General features: G+C 45.3%; 15 protein-coding genes. All 15 read left to right on the top strand.

The genetic code is table 11. The features are described from left to right. Nucleotides 1-12 precede the first annotated feature (12 nt). A complete protein-coding gene (locus ACWGXJ_RS16695; RefSeq protein WP_061828546.1) occupies nt 13-591 on the top strand; it encodes a hypothetical protein in 579 nt (192 codons plus the stop codon). 418 nt (nt 592-1,009) lie between these two features. After that, nucleotides 1,010-2,419, top strand: a complete 1,410-nt coding sequence (locus ACWGXJ_RS16690; RefSeq protein WP_452567184.1) for an amino acid permease — start codon at nt 1,010-1,012, stop codon at nt 2,417-2,419. 379 nt (nt 2,420-2,798) lie between these two features. Then, nucleotides 2,799-3,092, top strand: coding sequence for a sporulation protein YqfC (gene yqfC, locus ACWGXJ_RS16685; RefSeq protein ID WP_029517796.1), 294 nt, complete (start codon nt 2,799-2,801; stop codon nt 3,090-3,092). After that, nucleotides 3,089-4,282, top strand: a complete 1,194-nt coding sequence (gene yqfD / locus ACWGXJ_RS16680; RefSeq protein WP_440722685.1) for a sporulation protein YqfD — start codon at nt 3,089-3,091, stop codon at nt 4,280-4,282. Before yqfC ends, yqfD begins: the two co-directional genes overlap by 4 nt. Before the next feature lie 6 nt (nt 4,283-4,288). Beyond that, nucleotides 4,289-5,260 carry a PhoH family protein gene (locus tag ACWGXJ_RS16675; protein ID WP_029517794.1) on the top strand — a complete coding sequence of 324 codons (972 nt, stop codon included), beginning with the start codon at nt 4,289-4,291 and terminating at the stop codon, nt 5,258-5,260. A 96-nt stretch (nt 5,261-5,356) separates the two neighbouring features. Next, nucleotides 5,357-7,603: an HD family phosphohydrolase gene (locus ACWGXJ_RS16670; RefSeq protein ID WP_039272278.1), complete on the top strand. Its 2,247-nt coding sequence runs from the start codon at nt 5,357-5,359 to the stop codon at nt 7,601-7,603. Between the two features lie 55 nt (nt 7,604-7,658). Further along, the gene (gene ybeY / locus ACWGXJ_RS16665) at nt 7,659-8,156 is read left to right on the top strand and encodes an rRNA maturation RNase YbeY (RefSeq protein WP_025722123.1); all 498 of its coding nucleotides are present in this window, start codon (nt 7,659-7,661) and stop codon (nt 8,154-8,156) included. Beyond that, the gene (locus ACWGXJ_RS16660) at nt 8,156-8,530 is read left to right on the top strand and encodes a diacylglycerol kinase family protein (RefSeq protein WP_025722122.1); all 375 of its coding nucleotides are present in this window, start codon (nt 8,156-8,158) and stop codon (nt 8,528-8,530) included. The genes ybeY and ACWGXJ_RS16660 overlap by 1 nt, the downstream gene beginning before the upstream one ends. A 49-nt stretch (nt 8,531-8,579) precedes the next feature. Beyond that, nucleotides 8,580-9,482: a GTPase Era gene (gene era / locus ACWGXJ_RS16655; protein ID WP_452567183.1), complete on the top strand. Its 903-nt coding sequence runs from the start codon at nt 8,580-8,582 to the stop codon at nt 9,480-9,482. Nucleotides 9,483-10,000: 518 nt separating this feature from the next. Next, a complete protein-coding gene (locus ACWGXJ_RS16650; protein WP_013372137.1) occupies nt 10,001-10,138 on the top strand; it encodes a YqzL family protein in 138 nt (45 codons plus the stop codon). A 42-nt stretch (nt 10,139-10,180) separates the two neighbouring features. Further along, nucleotides 10,181-10,933 (top strand): DNA repair protein RecO, encoded by a 753-nt coding sequence (gene recO, locus ACWGXJ_RS16645; RefSeq protein WP_013311133.1) that lies wholly within the window; start codon nt 10,181-10,183, stop codon nt 10,931-10,933. A gap of 403 nt (nt 10,934-11,336) precedes the next feature. Then, nucleotides 11,337-12,224 (top strand): glycine--tRNA ligase subunit alpha, encoded by an 888-nt coding sequence (gene glyQ, locus ACWGXJ_RS16640; protein WP_023989480.1) that lies wholly within the window; start codon nt 11,337-11,339, stop codon nt 12,222-12,224. Continuing rightward, nucleotides 12,217-14,292, top strand: a complete 2,076-nt coding sequence (gene glyS, locus ACWGXJ_RS16635; RefSeq protein ID WP_069290002.1) for a glycine--tRNA ligase subunit beta — start codon at nt 12,217-12,219, stop codon at nt 14,290-14,292. Before glyQ ends, glyS begins: the two co-directional genes overlap by 8 nt. 121 nt (nt 14,293-14,413) lie before the next feature. Next, nucleotides 14,414-14,890 (top strand): YaiI/YqxD family protein, encoded by a 477-nt coding sequence (locus ACWGXJ_RS16630; RefSeq protein ID WP_254325260.1) that lies wholly within the window; start codon nt 14,414-14,416, stop codon nt 14,888-14,890. Further along, on the top strand, nt 14,883-16,757 hold the full coding sequence (gene dnaG, locus ACWGXJ_RS16625) for a DNA primase (RefSeq protein WP_180984627.1): 1,875 nt from the start codon (nt 14,883-14,885) through the stop codon (nt 16,755-16,757). The genes ACWGXJ_RS16630 and dnaG overlap by 8 nt, the downstream gene beginning before the upstream one ends. The last annotated feature ends 36 nt before the right edge of the window (nt 16,758-16,793 follow it).

Here is a 16,793-nt window from a genome sequence, read left to right as displayed (position 1 = left end):
AGGTGGTGAGTAATGAACTTTATCAGCTGGATCTTTGAACATTTGTATATCCTGATCGTGGTTGGCTTTGCTTTGGTGTCCTTCTTGGGGAAAAGCATCCAAGGTACAGGGCGGAAATCACCGCCGCGAAAAGGTATGCCTACCTTTGGGGGTGATCATGGTTCTCGCGGGCCCTCGACGTCATCCAGACCCTTCACAACGGAACATGGGCAAGAGCAGCGCCAGCAGGATGTTGCTGGTGAGTTGCAACGTCAATTTCCTAATGAACGACGGGCGGTTATGGAAGCTCGTCGTATAGAAGAAGTGGGCGATCGGTCGGAAACGGAAGAACGGATGGACCGGGATTCATTAGATAACGGTTCGACTCTAGAGGATCGGATCCGTGCTATGGAAGAAGAACGCAGATTGGTTTTAGCCCGTCTCGATCGTATATCCAACGCGAGGGAGTCAGGGGAAATTACAGATGCGCCAGAGATAGCTTCGCAAGACCGTAATACGGTGGATACGGCTGATCTGCGCAGAGGTGTGATTTGGGCAGAAATATTAGGTCCTCCGCGTTCCAAGCGCTACATGGGTGGAGGAAGACGTTAAAATGATAGTGGATCCGTCACGGCTTTGGCTGTGGCGGATCTTTTTTGTGATGCTTTAGGAATACATAACCATGCTCAGAATAAAAAGTGAATTAACGACAAATGCTCTAATTACCTGACAACGAATGTGATAATCTCTTGTGTGCCCTAGGTTTCTCACATTTGCTGTCATCTAAAATGGTGGCATTTTGTCTAATTTAGGGTCTCATTTATGAAAATATATTCGTGAAAAATGATCAAATGTAACAATATGAATGAGGCTTTCCGAAAGCAGTTTTCATTTTTTCTTTTTTATATATAATGTTCTCAATGATAGATACTTATGAAATTAACTCCATATTTAGCTAAAATTTGATTTAAATTGAGGTGATAAAACGAGGTTATAAAAATGAAAATTAATTTTTAGGAGGATGGAATGGATGGGGAATAGCTTGTTCAGAAAGAAGAGCATTGATCAGTTGATTGCTGCTACTCGGGGGGAAAAAACACTCAAAAGGGAACTGGGTGCGTTTGATTTAACGATGCTTGGAATTGGAGCCATTATTGGAACGGGGATTTTTGTGTTGACAGGTACGGGAGCAGTTACAGCTGGTCCAAGCTTGGTTCTTTCTTTTGTGATTGCGGGACTCGCCTGTTTATTCGCAGCATTGGCTTATGCGGAGTTTGCATCCACCGTTCCAGTATCCGGTTCTGTTTACACTTTTACATATGCAACGATGGGGGAACTATTGGCCTTTATTATTGGATGGGATTTGATTTTGGAATACATGCTGGCAGCCAGCGCCGTTTCCGCAGGTTGGTCGGGTTACTTTGTATCATTTTTGAATGGAATTGGCCTTCACATTCCGCTTGAATTCACTGCTGCACCTGGGGCTTTAAAAGACCAAACGACTTATTTTAATCTCCCAGCTTTTTTAATTTTGATGGGTATCACGTTCTTACTTTATTTTGGGATAAAAGAATCAAAACGGATAAACAACATCATGGTAGTCGTAAAAATTGTTGTTATTTTATTGTTTATTATCGTTGCTTTTAAATATGTGAAGCCAGATAACTGGACACCGTTTATACCGTTTGGGTTCAGTGGGGTGTTTGGAGCCGCAGCTCTTGTGTTTTTTGCTTTTATTGGTTTTGATGCTGTTTCATCAGCAGCTGAAGAAACCAAAAATCCCGCTCGTGATTTACCGCGAGGCATTATTTTCTCACTTGTTGTTTGTACATTTTTGTATGTCGTTGTTAGCGCGATTATGACTGGTATAGTACCGTTTATGCAATTTGAAGGTATCTCTCACCCTGTGTCATTGGTATTGCAGGTTGCGGGTCAGAACTGGGTTGCAGGTATTATAGATATAGGAGCTATCTTAGGAATGACAACGGTCATGCTGGTTATGCTCTATGGTCAAACTCGCATTATGTTTGCTATGTCACGTGACGGCTTAGTCCCCAAAGTATTATCCAAGGTTCATTCCAAATATAAAACGCCCTACATTAACACGTTGTTTTTCGGTACTTTATCTGCATTAATGGGTGGGCTGATCCCGCTAGATGAGTTAGCTAGTTTGGTGAACATTGGAACCCTGTCAGCATTTATTCTGATTTCGATCGCCGTCATCGTTATGAGAAAAACACAACCTGATTTGCCAAGGGCCTTCCGATGTCCTGGAGTTCCGTATATTCCAATCCTGGCTATCGTTTCATGTGGGGTGCTCATTCTTAATTTGAATGGTCAGACATTTATTCGCTTTATGATTTGGCTTGTCATTGGTATGGCTGTTTACTTCTTATACTCTAGAAAAAACTCTCTTTTGAATCGAGATACCGAGAAATAACCGTGTCATATAATGAAAATCAAAAAAGCCGACCTTGTTTTCGATATGAAAACGAGGTTGGCTTTTTTGATTGTGAATTTTGAAAGAACCCATCTTTTGCCTCTGCAATATAGTAGCAGCTACGAATTGTAAGTTTAGCCTCATAAATGCGGGGACTGGATCATAAAATGTACAGAACAGATATCTGTGGCGCTGGTGTAATGGTGTTCACTGATAATAAGAATATACGATGAAAAGCCAGCAGCGTAGCTGCCATGAAACATCTATGAGTCCGAATGGCAATAACAGAAGATGAAAAAATAGCAGCGTGCTGTCATCAAAACAACTATGAGCCGATGGATAACAGATGTTTTGATGACGGGAAAGGAGATTTCGCCGTATGAGCAGGATGAGCCGCAAACTGCGAAAGTGGGCCAGCGAGACGCTGGAGCTTCCGCAGGACATTCTATTTGACTTGCCGCGGTTAACCCTCATCGGCAGCCGCCAGCTTTATGTGGAGAATCACCGGGGCGTGGTGGATTTCACGCCGGATCAGCTCGTACTTGCACTTGCGCAAGGCAGGCTGAGGGTGTCCGGCCATGATCTAGTCATTACGTCTATTCTGCCAGAGCAGGTAAGTGTGGAGGGACATATAACGGATATCCAAATGGAAGGAACGGAGGAAGGCTCGTGAAACATCCTGCTTTAGCAAAGCTGCATGGCACGGTTACCCTTGCTGTCAAGGGCGAAAGTGTGGAAGCTTTCATTAATTTACTCACCGATCAACATATACCTGTTTGGAACGTGCGGCCGATGGGTACTAGACATGCAGAAATGAACCTTCTGCTGCCGCACGTCTTCCTCCTACGCCCGCTTTTGAGAAGGACAGGCTGTAAAATGCATGTTCTGAAGCGGCAAGGGCTTCCCTTTACTGTTATACGACTTGCCAAACGTAAATTTTTTCTGGCTGGATTGGCTTTGTTCTGGATAGGTCTCCTGCTGATGTCTTCGCTTATCTGGGACATTGAAGTGAAGGGGAATGATAAGCTCTCGACGGAATCCGTTCTCAAAGCCGCCCGACAGGAGGGGCTGTATCCGTTTCAATGGAGCTTTCGTCTTTCCAGTCAAGACAAGCTTTCCCGTGCGCTCATGCAGAAGCTTCCAGAGGCATCCTGGATCGGTGTGGAAAAACAGGGTACTTTGGTGACGATTCAGGTTGTTGAAGCTTCACAGCCTACCCCTGCGCCGCTCTACAGCCCACGTCATATCATCAGTAAGGCAGACGCGGTAGTCACTGAAATTTTTGCCGAGCAGGGTCGTCCTGTCGTGCATAAAAATACGCGTGTCAAAAAAGGAGCCATCCTCATCTCGGGAACGCTTGGAGATGAGGAGAATCAGCAGCAGGTCGTAGCCAAAGGAGAGGTTAAGGGTCTTGTATGGCATGAATACGAAATTAGCAGTCCCACGGTGCAACGCAGCAGCACGTATACAGGTACCAGTCACGACCGCTTGTATCTGGTGTTAGGCAACCGTGCAATACAATTGTGGGGATATGGGAAAATACCTTATTCTACACATAAAACAACAGTTGAACATGATCCGCTAACATGGCGTTCCTACAAACTTCCGATGGGTTGGATGACCGAAAGTGTGAGGGAGACAAAGATACAAGAGCAGAAGCTTACGGAAGCAGAAGCGAAAATGTCAGGAATAGAAGGCGCGCGAGCTGATATTTTAGCTAAATACGGCAAAGGAACGAAAATAATAAGCCAAAAAATTTTGCATGAGAAGAGAGAGAATGGTAAAGTTTATATGAAAGTGCTTTTTGAAGTGGAGCAGGATATTGCGGAAGAACTTCCGTTAGTTCATAACCAAGGAGAATGAGGCTATTTGGCAGAACAACAACGCAGCATACAAATTGCATTGAACAATGCGGGAGAAGGACAGGCGTTATTTGGCCCGCAGGATTCCTTTTTAAAATTAATCGAAGCCGCTATTCCAGCAAAAATAGCATCTCGTGAGGCAGAAGTTAATGTTTTTGGTAATGCACACGAGGTGGAAGTGCTCGAACAATTGTTCGATGTATTACTCCAGTTAATTCGCAATGGGTATATACTGACCGAAAGGGACGTCCATTATGCGATTGAATTGGCCAAAGATTTGCGCGCTGATCAGCTGCTCGATTTGTTCAAGGGTGAAATTACGACGACGTTCCGGGGTAAACCGATTCGCGTCAAAACGATTGGACAAAAGCACTATGTAACCACGATTAAGAAACGCGATATTGTATTTGGAATTGGCCCGGCGGGTACTGGTAAAACCTATCTGGCTGTAGTGCTGGCCGTAGCTGCCCTGAAGGAAGGTTCAGTCAAGCGTATTGTACTGACTCGCCCTGCGGTGGAAGCAGGTGAAAATTTAGGTTTTTTACCAGGGGATTTACAGGAAAAGGTTGATCCGTATTTACGCCCATTGTATGATGCCCTATACGATGTGATGGGCCCAGAGCAGACTGCAAAGGCACTGGAGCGCGGGTTAATAGAAATTGCACCTTTGGCTTATATGCGGGGACGTACGCTGGATGATTCATTTATTATTTTGGACGAAGCGCAAAACACCACACCCGAGCAAATGAAAATGTTTTTGACTCGACTTGGCTTCGGCTCCAAAATGGTCATTACCGGCGATGTCACGCAAATTGATTTGCCTCGTGGCAAAAAATCCGGTCTGATTGAAGCGAATGCGATTTTACAAGGGATTGAGGAAATAGGCTTTGTCCAGTTTGCAGAAGAGGATGTTGTCCGTCATTCCCTCGTTCAAAAAATCATTGTTGCTTATGACCGTGTTGCCGAGAATCAAGGATAGCCATTCAAGTACGAGTATGGTGTGTACGATCAGAAAAAGTAATAAAATAAGCAGTGTAGCTGCCTTGAAAAAGATGATGGAGAGGGATTGTTTTAGATGACCTCGAAGGAATTATCTAAAGGGAAAACGTTCCAGCATAGAATGAATGGATGGAAGTATAGCGTGGCGACACGCTATCTTCTGTTTTTATTTTTGGTGGTTCTTTTTTATGTAGGCTTTGCGTCTAAGCTCCTTCCCGAGCGTTATGATATTCGGGTAAATCAACCGAGTGAAAAGGAAATTGTCGCCCCGATGCAGCTTCCTAACAGTAAGGCGACTTTGAAGGCTCAAGAGGAATCAGCTGAACGTGTGCAGCCCATGTATACCATTGTGCCCGTTCGCAACGATAACCTGATTACTGGTATTTTGGATCGAATTGAACGGCTCAATCAGGATGATCAGGTTTCCAGAGCAGATAAGATTTCGATTTATAAGGATGAGATTCCGCAACGTGCACGGGAATTTGTGCAAAATTTTGTGAATAACAGCCGTAATGCGGATGCCTACCCAGATAAGCTGCTGGATGAAGTGCTGGAAAAAACGAAAGAGCAAACGTACCGAATTCCAGAGGAGACATTCATTAAAATTCCGCGCCTTACATCTGAGGATATTGCTGAAATGCGGCCTGTTGCCCGTGAGATTGTGACAGGGTTGATGAATGATCAAATTACGGATGCTCAGACAGCCCGAGCGAAAGTAGCTGAGCGGGTTAGTACAAGCTCGCTTACTAAGCGTACTTCACGGGAGGTTGTTCAGGAACTTGCAAGGCTTGTGATTACCGCCAACAAGTTTTATGATGATACAGCTACGAAGGACGCCAAGGTACAGGCTCGTGAAGATACACCGACAGTTTACATTAAACAGGGTGAAGTACTCGTCAAGAAGGGTGAGATTATTACCCAGGAAATCTATACACTGCTTGATGAAAATGAATTGCTCAAGGATAAAATCAATTATTGGCCACAATTTGGCCTACTGATGTTGTCTATGATGCTGGCATTGGGCCTGTTTATGTATATTCGTCAATTTCAATCACGAACACGAAACTTCAAGTATAATAATGCGCAGTTGCTAATGCTAGTATTAATCTTTGTGATTACAGTAGGAGCAATGATGTTAATTTCCATACTGCAAAACAGTGAACGTTCCTATCTCGGCTATCTGGCGCCTATCGCGCTTGGAGCTATGCTCGTAACGCTGTTGCTTGATATGTCGTTGGCTTTTGTATGTGCCGTTATATTCAGTATATTGGCAAGTGTTATTTTGAATGTCCGTCAGGGACAAATTTTTGACTTTAATTTTGGTTTTTTTGCTATTGTGGTCTGTCTGGCAGCGATTTTCTCTACCCATCGAGCCAGCCAGCGTTCAACACTGTTCAAAGGGGCGATTATGGTATGCCTGTTCGGTGCCCTGTCTGTTTTTTCTTTGGCACTGATTGACCAAGGAAATTGGACTCAAACGACGACGCTCTATGGGGTAGCTTTTGCTTTTGCAGGCGGTCTGATAACAGCAATACTTGTTATTGGGCTAATGCCATTTTTTGAGTCTACTTTTGGTATCTTGTCGGCACTGAAGCTTGTTGAGCTGTCGAATCCCAACCATCCATTGCTCCGCAAGCTGCTTACGGAGACACCGGGAACGTATCATCATAGTGTAATGGTGGGTAATCTGTCAGAGGCCGCAGCGGAGGCTATAGGAGCAAACGGCTTGTTGTGCCGGGTTGGTTCGTATTATCATGATATTGGTAAAACCAAGAGGCCTTCGTACTTCATTGAAAATCAAAATGGGTTGGAAAATCCACATGATTCAATAGAGCCCAAGCTTAGCAAATCCATCATTATCGCCCATGCTCGTGACGGCGTGGAAATGCAATTGGATTACAAGCTACCCAAGCCAATTCGCGATATTGCCGAGCAGCACCACGGAACGACATTCTTACACTATTTTTATCACAAGGCGTTGCGTGAGGCTGAAGAGCGGGGGGTGGAGCCTGACTTCACGGAGGATGATTTCCGTTATCCGGGACCGAAGGCTCAGTCTAAAGAGTCTGCTGTGGTGGGAATTGCTGATAGTGTGGAGGCAGCAGTTCGTTCCTTACGGAAGCCGACGGTGGAACAGGTTGAATCCATGATTGAGAAAATTATTAAGAGCCGTCTTGATGATCACCAATTTAACGACTGCGAGCTGACCATGCGGGAGCTTGATATCGTGGCTCAAACCCTCAAGGAAACAGTAATGGGGATTTTCCATTCCCGTATTGAGTATCCAGAGGAAAGGCCCAAGTCTGAAAACGGAAAAGCTTAATATAACTTGTGCATGAAGCACGGGTAGAGCACTAGAATTAAAAGGAGCGGTTGGCATGGGCCTTCAATTAGCTTGGAATAATGAACAAAACGATATGGTAATTAACGAATCTTTAATTACGCTGCTGAACACCTTATTAGAGGAGGCAGGCAGAGTGGAAGGAGTCACAGACGGTGAGGTAGCCCTTACCTTCGTTAATGATGAGCAAATTCATGAGTTGAACAGGGACTATCGGGGAATTGATCGTCCCACCGATGTGTTGTCTTTTGCTATGAAGGAGACACTGGATGAAGAGCTTGAAATTATTTACGAACCGAATGAAGAAAATTCATTGAATGATGTACCGGATGTTCTGGGGGATATTATAATCTCTGTACAGACAGCGCAAGCTCAGAGCGAAGAATACGGACATTCCATTGAGCGTGAAATCGGTTTTTTGTTTGTTCACGGCTTTCTGCATCTGTTAGGCTATGATCATCAGGATGATGTGAGTGAAGCTGAAATGATGGGCAAACAGGAAGCTGTACTGGCTCAAGCGGGGTTGACAAGGTAATGAGACGTCAGCCTTGGAGAATGACCTTTCGCTATGCTGCAGAAGGCGTGATGTATGCTCTGCGTACGCAAGTAAATATGCGGATACATGTGGCCGTGGCGCTCCTTGTCATTGTAGCAGGCTTAACTCTGCACATCTCCCGGCTCGACTGGTTATTCGTCTGCGTGGCTATCGCTATAGTCATTGTAGCCGAACTGTTCAACACCGCTGTTGAAGCAGCGGTGGATCTCATCTCACCTGATATTCATCCGCTGGCCAAAGCGGCTAAAGACACCGCCGCCGGAGCCGTGCTCCTGGCAGCGGTTTTTGCTGTAATTATTGGTATATTTGTGTTTTATAGGCCTATGTTGACGTTAATTAGTTCGCTGTTTTAATGGAAAAACCAAAATAAAATAGGTGCTTAATCGCGCTGGAGGAAATGAAATGGCTAAGAAACACTTTAAATCAGGCTTTGTCGCAATTGTTGGCAGACCCAATGTCGGAAAATCAACACTGATGAACCACGTCATTGGGCAGAAGATCGCCATTATGTCAGACAAGCCGCAAACTACACGCAACAAAATTCACGGCGTATTTACTACGGAGGACACGCAAATTGTATTTTTGGATACACCCGGGATTCATAAGCGCCAGTCAAAATTAGGCGATTACATGAATCAGACTGCTTTTAATACGTTGGGTGAAGTAGAAGCGGTACTTTTTCTTATTGACGCTGCTGAAGGTCTAGGCGGTGGCGACCGTTTTATTGCGGAACAGCTTAAACAAGTAAAAACGCCAGTTATCTTGGTGCTGAATAAAATTGATCGCATTGAGCCGGAAGCGTTGTTGCCCCTGATTGAGCAGTATCGCAAGTTGTACGACTTTGCTGAAATCGTACCGATCTCGGCCAAAATGGGCAACAATGTAAACACCCTGCTGCAGCAGGTGCAAAAATACTTGCCAGAAGGTCCGCAATATTATCCGGATGATCAAATTACCGATCATCCAGAACAGTTTGTTATTGCCGAGCTGGTTCGGGAAAAAATTCTGCATATGACACGTGAGGAAGTACCCCATTCTATTGCCGTTATGATTGAAGACATGAAAGTGCAGGATAATGGGGTAGTGCATATTATGGCTGTTATTTTTGTAGAGCGTGACTCCCAGAAGGGGATCATTATCGGCAAACAGGGAGCCATGCTCAAAGAAGTGGGCAAACAGGCCCGCCAGGATATCCAAAACCTGCTAGGCTCCAAGATTTTCCTGGAACTTTGGGTTAAGGTAAAAAAAGACTGGCGCAACCAGGAACGCGTTCTTCGTGACCTTGGCTTCCATCGCGACGCTTAAAAACAGAATTCGATACTACGTCACTTTAGTTCAAGGATTTATTGGGGCTAAAAAAATGGATATTAAATAAATATGTATAGTTGTTGTAAGCATCATAAAAAAGCCGTCCCGATCTCTATGACTGAGATAAGTAACAGTCTTCTGGTCATTCAAAGCGCCGCACATATGCGGCGCTTAACTCTTGCTCTTTTTTACCCTTTTCTTCCAGTGATGAAATAACGAACGTTTTAAAAAAAGGTTATCTGTCTGCACGTTGTAGCGGAGCGAAGGATTTGAATCTGAAGAAGCGATAGCGTTCGCCTTTACCCCCGAATTTAACCCTTTGTATGTTTGTACATTCAAATAAATTCGGGGGTAATAGCGATCGTAAGATCAAATCATTTGCGAAGCGGCATTCCAATCTACATACAGCAGCCTTTTTTAACGCAATCCATTTATTTCATCGCATACTTCTCCCCTCTTCGCATCATCCTATTTTTGAGATGCAAACGTCATTTCCGAAGAAAGGATGAATACAATTGCGAGATTTTTCGTGGAAGTATTTTGCGATGACTGGAGATGTCGGTGCGTATCTGTTATATCGGGAGAGCGCCGTGACAAGGGAGCAAGACACGGATGAGGGAGAGTCGGACGAGCATGAAGAAGCCCGTGAATAGTACAAGCCACTGGCTTCTTCGCGAATGTTTGGGGGAAGAGGCATGCTTTACAGGGTGGAAGGAATCGTCATCCGCAGCATGGATTACGGTGAGGGGAACAAAATTATTACGCTTTGCACCGAAAGCGGAGGCAAAGCAGGCGTGCTGGTCAGAGGTGCAAAAAAGTCCAAAAGCCGTCACGCTGCTTTAACGCAGCCGTTTACGTACGGTGAATTCGTTTTTTTTCGAAACACAGGCTTAGGCACGTTGAATGCCGGTGAAATCATCCAATCCCACCATACATTGCGCGAGGATATTACTAAGGCTGCTTACGCATCTTATGCTTGTGAATTACTCGATCGGGTGTTACAGGATGAGGAAACAGGTGCGTTCTGGTTTAAGCAGCTAAAAGCATGTTTGGAGGCGCTGGAGAGTGGCAAAGATCCGCTGATCGTCATGAGTATTTATGAATTTAAAATATTGCAGGCGGCCGGATATGCTCCTCAGCTTGATGCATGTATTTCAAGTGGTCAACAATGTGCTGATGAAGATATGTTTGTCAGTCCGAGGCTAGGCGGAGTTTTGTGCCGAAGCTACAAGCATTTTGATCCAGCTGCATTGAGCGTGACTCCACGTACATTGAAGTTGCTGCGCTTGTTCGCCAGAATGGATTTGAATCGGCTCGGCAACATTGACGTGAAGGACTCCACTAAGCTGGAGATCAAACATGTCATGCGTCAGTTCATGGATATGCAGTTGGAGGTCAAGCTGAAATCCCGCAATTTCTTGGATCAGCTCGACAAGTACGATATGTGAAACGCCCTATTCTCTTGACTGTATTGCTGAAAACGTGTAATATCCTACTATATATCTCCTTCGGGAGCAGATGCATTGAACGAGAAAGTAGCGGGATGTATTCTCTGTAATTAGCGAGTTGGGGACGGTGTAAGCCCAGCGGGAATTCTTCGTGAACAAGGCACTCGGGAGCATCTGAATGGACACGGAAAAGAGGATTACGATCTGATTGGTGATGTAGGATCGCAATCAAGTAGGGTGGAACCGCGGGAGTCAGCTCTCGTCCCTACGTCTGTACAGGCGTAGAGGCGGGGGCTTTTTGCTGTCTCTAGCAAGGCTTTTGGGATAAAATAGCCCTGTACATACGAGCTTAATGAGAAGAAATCACCAACATTTGAGGGAAGTAGAAAGGGAGCGTGTACCAATGAATTTTCAGCAGATGATTTTAACGCTGCAACAATTTTGGGCTGAACACAACTGTATTATTGTACAGCCGTATGACACGGAAAAAGGGGCAGGCACGATGAACCCAATGACGTATTTACGTTCTATCGGACCTGAGCCGTGGAATGTAGCTTATGTTGAGCCTTCTCGTCGTCCGTCAGACGGACGTTATGGTGAGAACCCGAATCGCCTGTATCAGCATCATCAGTTCCAAGTAGTTTTGAAGCCTTCACCGGATAACATTCAGGAATTGTATTTGGAGAGTTTGAGCCGTTTGGGCATTAACCCTCTGGAGCATGATATTCGTTTCGTTGAAGACAACTGGGAAGCACCGACGCTGGGAGCGTGGGGCTTGGGTTGGGAAGTATGGCTGGACGGTATGGAAATTACTCAATTCACGTATTTCCAGCAAGTGGGCGGTATTGATGCCAGTCCGGTTGCCGTAGAAATCACGTACGGTATGGAGCGTCTTGCTTCCTACATCCAGGACAAGGAGAATGTGTTCGATTTAGAGTGGGTCAATGGAATCACGTACGGTGATGTTTTCCACCAGCCTGAATTTGAGCATTCCAAGTATACGTTCGAAGTATCTGACGTCAAAATGCTCTTTACTCTTTTTAATATGTACGAAGAAGAGGCAAATAAAGCGATGGCGCAGCATCTTGTATTTCCAGCCTATGATTATGTGCTGAAATGTTCTCATGCGTTCAACTTGCTGGACGCTCGCGGAGCGATCAGCGTGACGGAACGGACTGGGTTTATTATACGAGTACGTAATTTGGCACGTCAGGTGGCTGCGACCTATCTGGAGGAGCGCGAGAAGCTGGGCTTCCCGCTGTTGAAGAAAGGAGGTGCGGCAAATGTCTAAGGATTTATTGTTTGAGATCGGGTTGGAAGAAGTCCCTGCACGTTTTATCCCGAATGCGATTCAGCAGTTGAAGCAGCGTATGACGGCGTGGCTTGACAGCTCGCGTATTGCTTATGGTGCTGTAGAGGCTTATGCTACACCTCGCCGTTTGGCGGTACTTGTCAAGGAAGTAGCGGAGAAGCAAGAAGATATTAACGAAGAAGTTAAAGGTCCTTCCCGCAAAATCGCACTCGACGAAGCTGGTAACTGGAGCAAGGCTGCACTAGGCTTTGCTCGCAGCCAAGGTGTTGATCCTGAACAGTTCACATTCAAGGAGCTTGGAGGCGTGGAATATATTTACGCCACTAAGAGCAGCATAGGTGTACCAACAGCGGATGTACTGTCCGAAGGTTTATTGCACATTTTACATGCCATGACATTCCCTAAATTCATGCGCTGGGCAAGTTATGACTTTAAATTTGTTCGTCCGATCCGCTGGTTGATTGCCTTGTTTGGTAACGATATTGTTAATTTGGAGATTGCCGGCGTGCAGTCAGGAAATGTGACAAGAGGGCATCGTTTCCTGGGACAGGATGCCGTTGTAGCAAGTCCAGCTGACTATGTTGAAGTACTTCGCAAGCAGCATGTCATTGTGGACATTGAGGAACGTCAAACGCTTATTGTAAAGCAAATTGAAGCGCTGGCTGCCGAAAAAGATTGGACGATTGCGGTCAAGGATGATCTGCTGGAAGAAGTGCTGTATTTGGTGGAAACCCCAACAGTACTGTTCGGAGGTTTTGATCCTGCGTTCCTGAACATTCCGAAGGATGTACTCATTACTTCCATGCGTGAACATCAACGCTATTTCCCAGTGCTGGATCGCACAGGAGAGCTGCTGCCATACTTTGTTACGGTACGTAACGGAGGAAGTCAATCGCTGGAAGTCATTGCTAAAGGGAATGAAAAAGTATTGCGTGCGCGGCTGTCTGATGCCAAATTCTTTTATGAAGAAGATCAGAAGCTGGAAATTAAAGATGCACTCTCCAAACTGGAAAGTATCGTTTTCCACGAAGAGCTGGGAACGGTTGGAGACAAAGTGCGCCGGATTCGCCGTATTGCTGATGCTCTGGCAGAGAAACTTCACGTTTCCTCAGATACACAGGAATCGGTTAGTCGAGCAGCGGATATTTGTAAATTTGACCTGGTAACACAAATGGTATATGAGTTCCCTGAACTGCAAGGTGTGATGGGTGAGGATTATGCTCGTAAGGCTGGAGAGAAGGAAGAAGTGGCGAGAGCGGTGTTTGAGCATTACCAACCGCGTTATGCAGGAGAAACGGTTCCTTCAACGAATGCTGGAGCGATTGTAAGTATCGCAGACAAGATAGATACCATTACAGGATGCTTCTCCATCGGTATTATTCCAACAGGTTCACAGGACCCTTACGCGCTTCGTCGTCAGGCAGCAGGTATTGTGCAAATCTTGTTGGATCGTAAGCTTTCGGCTACGTTGTCTGATGTGTTCAATATCGCGCTCGATGTGCACGGCAACCTTGGAAATATGAAACGTTCCGCGGATGAAATACGTAAAGAATTACATGAGTTTTTCGGATTACGGGTGAAGAAACTATTGTCTGAGACACTTCGCTATGACGTTGTGGATGCTGTGCTTGCAGCTGGATATGACGATGTTGCTTCCGTTGTTAACCGCGGAACTGCATTAATGACTGCCGTACAAACAGGTGAGGTATTCAAAGCAACAGTTGAATCCTTTAATCGTGTAGGCAATCTGGCTGCTAAAGCAGTGCATAAGTTAGTTAATACGAGTGAGTTTACGGAGCAAGGCGAAAAAACGCTTTACGAAGCATGGTCTAGCGCTTATGAATCTTATAGCGTAGCTTTACAGGAAGGTGATGCGACACGAGCGTTAGCGCTTGCTTCATCCATTACCCCTGCGGTGACGGCATTCTTTGATTCCGTTATGGTTATGGCTGAGGATGATGCTGTTCGTAATAATCGTTTGGCATTGCTGGCTGCTATTGACTCAGAACTGAAGCGTTTTGCCGATTTTTCCAAGCTTGTAGTTTAAACGTCAGTTGTGGTAGTATGAACAACTTGAAAAAATGGGTATAAATATACGGAACGGTGTAAGAGTAATCTTGCAGCCGTTCCGTATTTTACTCGAATGCGGATGGAGATGGGAGATGCTCATGGAGGGAACCGGAACTTTACTGGATGTGCGGATCGTTGTTGACGGGGACGCTTGTCCTGTTAAAAGTGAAATTGCGGAGATAGCTTCCCGTTTTCATATTGAGGTTATTATGGTATCTTCATATGATCATCTCATTCAGGGCAGCGAAGGCGTAAGCGTCGTTAAAGTAGACCGAAGCGACCAAAGTGCCGATCTCTATATTGCCAATCATATCCGCCGCGGAGATATTGTAACCACCAATGATTATGGTCTTGCTGCACTTGCCTTGGCAAAAGGTTGTGAAGTGATGTCTTTTCGCGGAGCTATGTATCGAAACGATTCGATAGATTTCATGCTTGACCGACGCCATACTTCTGCCAAAGAACGGAAAAAAGGACGTTATGGAAAAGGCCCTAAACCGTTTACATTAGAGGATCGTGAAGTTTTTCAACATAAACTGACAAAACTTTTACTTCGCTTGCAGGAGAATGAGTAACGGTATCGAATTATATTTACGTGCTAAAGAGATGAAGGTGGTTAATATGAGTGCCGGACAAGGTAACATACCGGACGATATCATTGAGTCTGTTTTACAACATCATGATATTGTAGATACGGTAAGCAAGTACGTGCATTTGACCAAGCAGGGGAAATATATGAAAGGCCTCTGTCCTTTTCATTCCGAAAAAACCCCTTCATTCACCGTGACACCGGATCGTCAGATTTTTTACTGCTACGGCTGCGGCGCGGGAGGCAATGCCATCAAATTTATGATGGAAATCGAAGGACTATCCTTTCCCGAAGCTGTCAGGACAATGGCAGAAGAAAGTCATATCCCGCTCGGCGAATGGCAGGGACGTGATTCATCGCATCAGCATCCTGAGTTGGACAGGCTGTTGCAAGCGTATGAGTTAACTTCTAAGATGTACCATTTTTTGCTAAAAAATACGGAGCACGGCAAACCAGCCATGGAATACTTGCGCTCACGGGGATTCAGTGACAAGATCATTGATCAATTTCAAATTGGCTATGCACCCAACCGATGGGATACGATCGTTCAGTTTCTGGAGAAGCGTTCTTTTGATCCCGTGGAGATGGAAAAGGGAGGGCTTATTTCTCCCCGGCATGAGGGTGATGGATATGTGGATCGATTCAGAGATCGTATCATGTTCCCCATTTGGAATCGCAACGGAAAAGTTATTGCCTTTGCAGGCCGTATACTTGGTGAGGGACAGCCGAAGTATTTGAATTCACCGGAGACCAAGCTTTTCAACAAGAGCCGAACGCTGTACAATCTCCATCATGCTAAAACCTCAATTCGCAAGCTACGCCAAAGTGTTCTTTTTGAAGGCTATGGTGATGTTATTTCGGCGTGGGAAGCTGGCGTACAAAATGGGGTGGCCGCCATGGGCACTGCTCTAACGGAGCACCATGCTACGATGTTAAAAGGACTGTGCGACGAGGTTATTATTTGTTATGATGGTGACCGGGCAGGACAAGCTGCTGCGCTTAAAAATTTTCCGCTGTTGGAAAATGCGGGGCTTCACGTGAAAGTAGCGCTGGTCAGTGACGGTATGGACCCGGATGATTTTATCCGGCAATACGGCGGCGAACGATTCCAGCGCCAAATTATCGAAAGTGCTGTTTCAACGGTGAAATTTAAGCTTATATATCTGAAAAAAAACCATATACTGCAAGAGGAAGAAGGAAGAATCGCGTATTCCCGCGAAGCATTAAATGTCATTGCACCTCTGTCATCCCCGACCGAGCGGGAAGTGTATCTGCGCGAAGTATCATCCGAAGTCAAGGTGGATTTTGAAACCTTGAAGCAAGAATGCAATTTACTCCGTCAATCCCTGCAAAAAAAACAGAACTTTGGGGATAATAACGAAAATGGGTGGAATAATGGTAGGCATAAAAAAGGGCAGGTCTCCACACCTAATCTGTTGCCAGCTTACCATGTGGCTGAACGCAGGCTGCTTCACTGGATGATGCAGGATTTAGAAGCTGCAGAGTATGTAGAAAAGCATCTGGGCGACGCCTTTAATATTGAGGATCATGCAGCAATTGCTGCTTATCTATATGCCTATTACGCGCAAGGGAAGTTACCGGATACAAGCCGTTTTATTTCATCTTTGCAAGACGACCGACTGGAGAAGAACGTAAGTTCGATCATGATGATGGATGCTCCAGGCGTATGGGCACCGCACATTTTGGATGATTATATTCATCAAGTGCGAAAATTTCCATTGCAGGAGCAACTGGATTTGAAAAGGGAAGAAATGAGAGCCGCTGAGCGCTTAGGTGACTTTTTGCGCGCAGCACAAATTGCAAGTGAGATTATAGCCCTAGAGAGACAATGAACACACAGAGGTCGGATGTTTCTAGGGAGGAGGGAG

Source organism: Paenibacillus sp. S33 (assembly GCF_053615415.1).
This window is presented reverse-complemented; position numbering and strand designations above follow the sequence as displayed.

Excerpts from the sequence above, each read along its gene's own strand:
- ACWGXJ_RS16695 (WP_061828546.1), top strand. The coding sequence starts at position 13 with ATGAACTTTATCAGCTGGATCTTTGAACATTTGTATATCCTGATCGTG.
- ACWGXJ_RS16690 (WP_452567184.1), top strand. The coding sequence starts at position 1,010 with ATGGGGAATAGCTTGTTCAGAAAGAAGAGCATTGATCAGTTGATTGCT.
- yqfC (WP_029517796.1), top strand. The coding sequence starts at position 2,799 with ATGAGCAGGATGAGCCGCAAACTGCGAAAGTGGGCCAGCGAGACGCTG.
- ACWGXJ_RS16670 (WP_039272278.1), top strand. The coding sequence starts at position 5,357 with ATGACCTCGAAGGAATTATCTAAAGGGAAAACGTTCCAGCATAGAATG.
- ybeY (WP_025722123.1), top strand. The coding sequence starts at position 7,659 with ATGGGCCTTCAATTAGCTTGGAATAATGAACAAAACGATATGGTAATT.
- ACWGXJ_RS16660 (WP_025722122.1), top strand. The coding sequence starts at position 8,156 with ATGAGACGTCAGCCTTGGAGAATGACCTTTCGCTATGCTGCAGAAGGC.
- era (WP_452567183.1), top strand. The coding sequence starts at position 8,580 with ATGGCTAAGAAACACTTTAAATCAGGCTTTGTCGCAATTGTTGGCAGA.
- recO (WP_013311133.1), top strand. The coding sequence starts at position 10,181 with ATGCTTTACAGGGTGGAAGGAATCGTCATCCGCAGCATGGATTACGGT.
- glyQ (WP_023989480.1), top strand. The coding sequence starts at position 11,337 with ATGAATTTTCAGCAGATGATTTTAACGCTGCAACAATTTTGGGCTGAA.
- glyS (WP_069290002.1), top strand. The coding sequence starts at position 12,217 with ATGTCTAAGGATTTATTGTTTGAGATCGGGTTGGAAGAAGTCCCTGCA.
- ACWGXJ_RS16630 (WP_254325260.1), top strand. The coding sequence starts at position 14,414 with ATGGAGGGAACCGGAACTTTACTGGATGTGCGGATCGTTGTTGACGGG.
- dnaG (WP_180984627.1), top strand. The coding sequence starts at position 14,883 with ATGAGTAACGGTATCGAATTATATTTACGTGCTAAAGAGATGAAGGTG.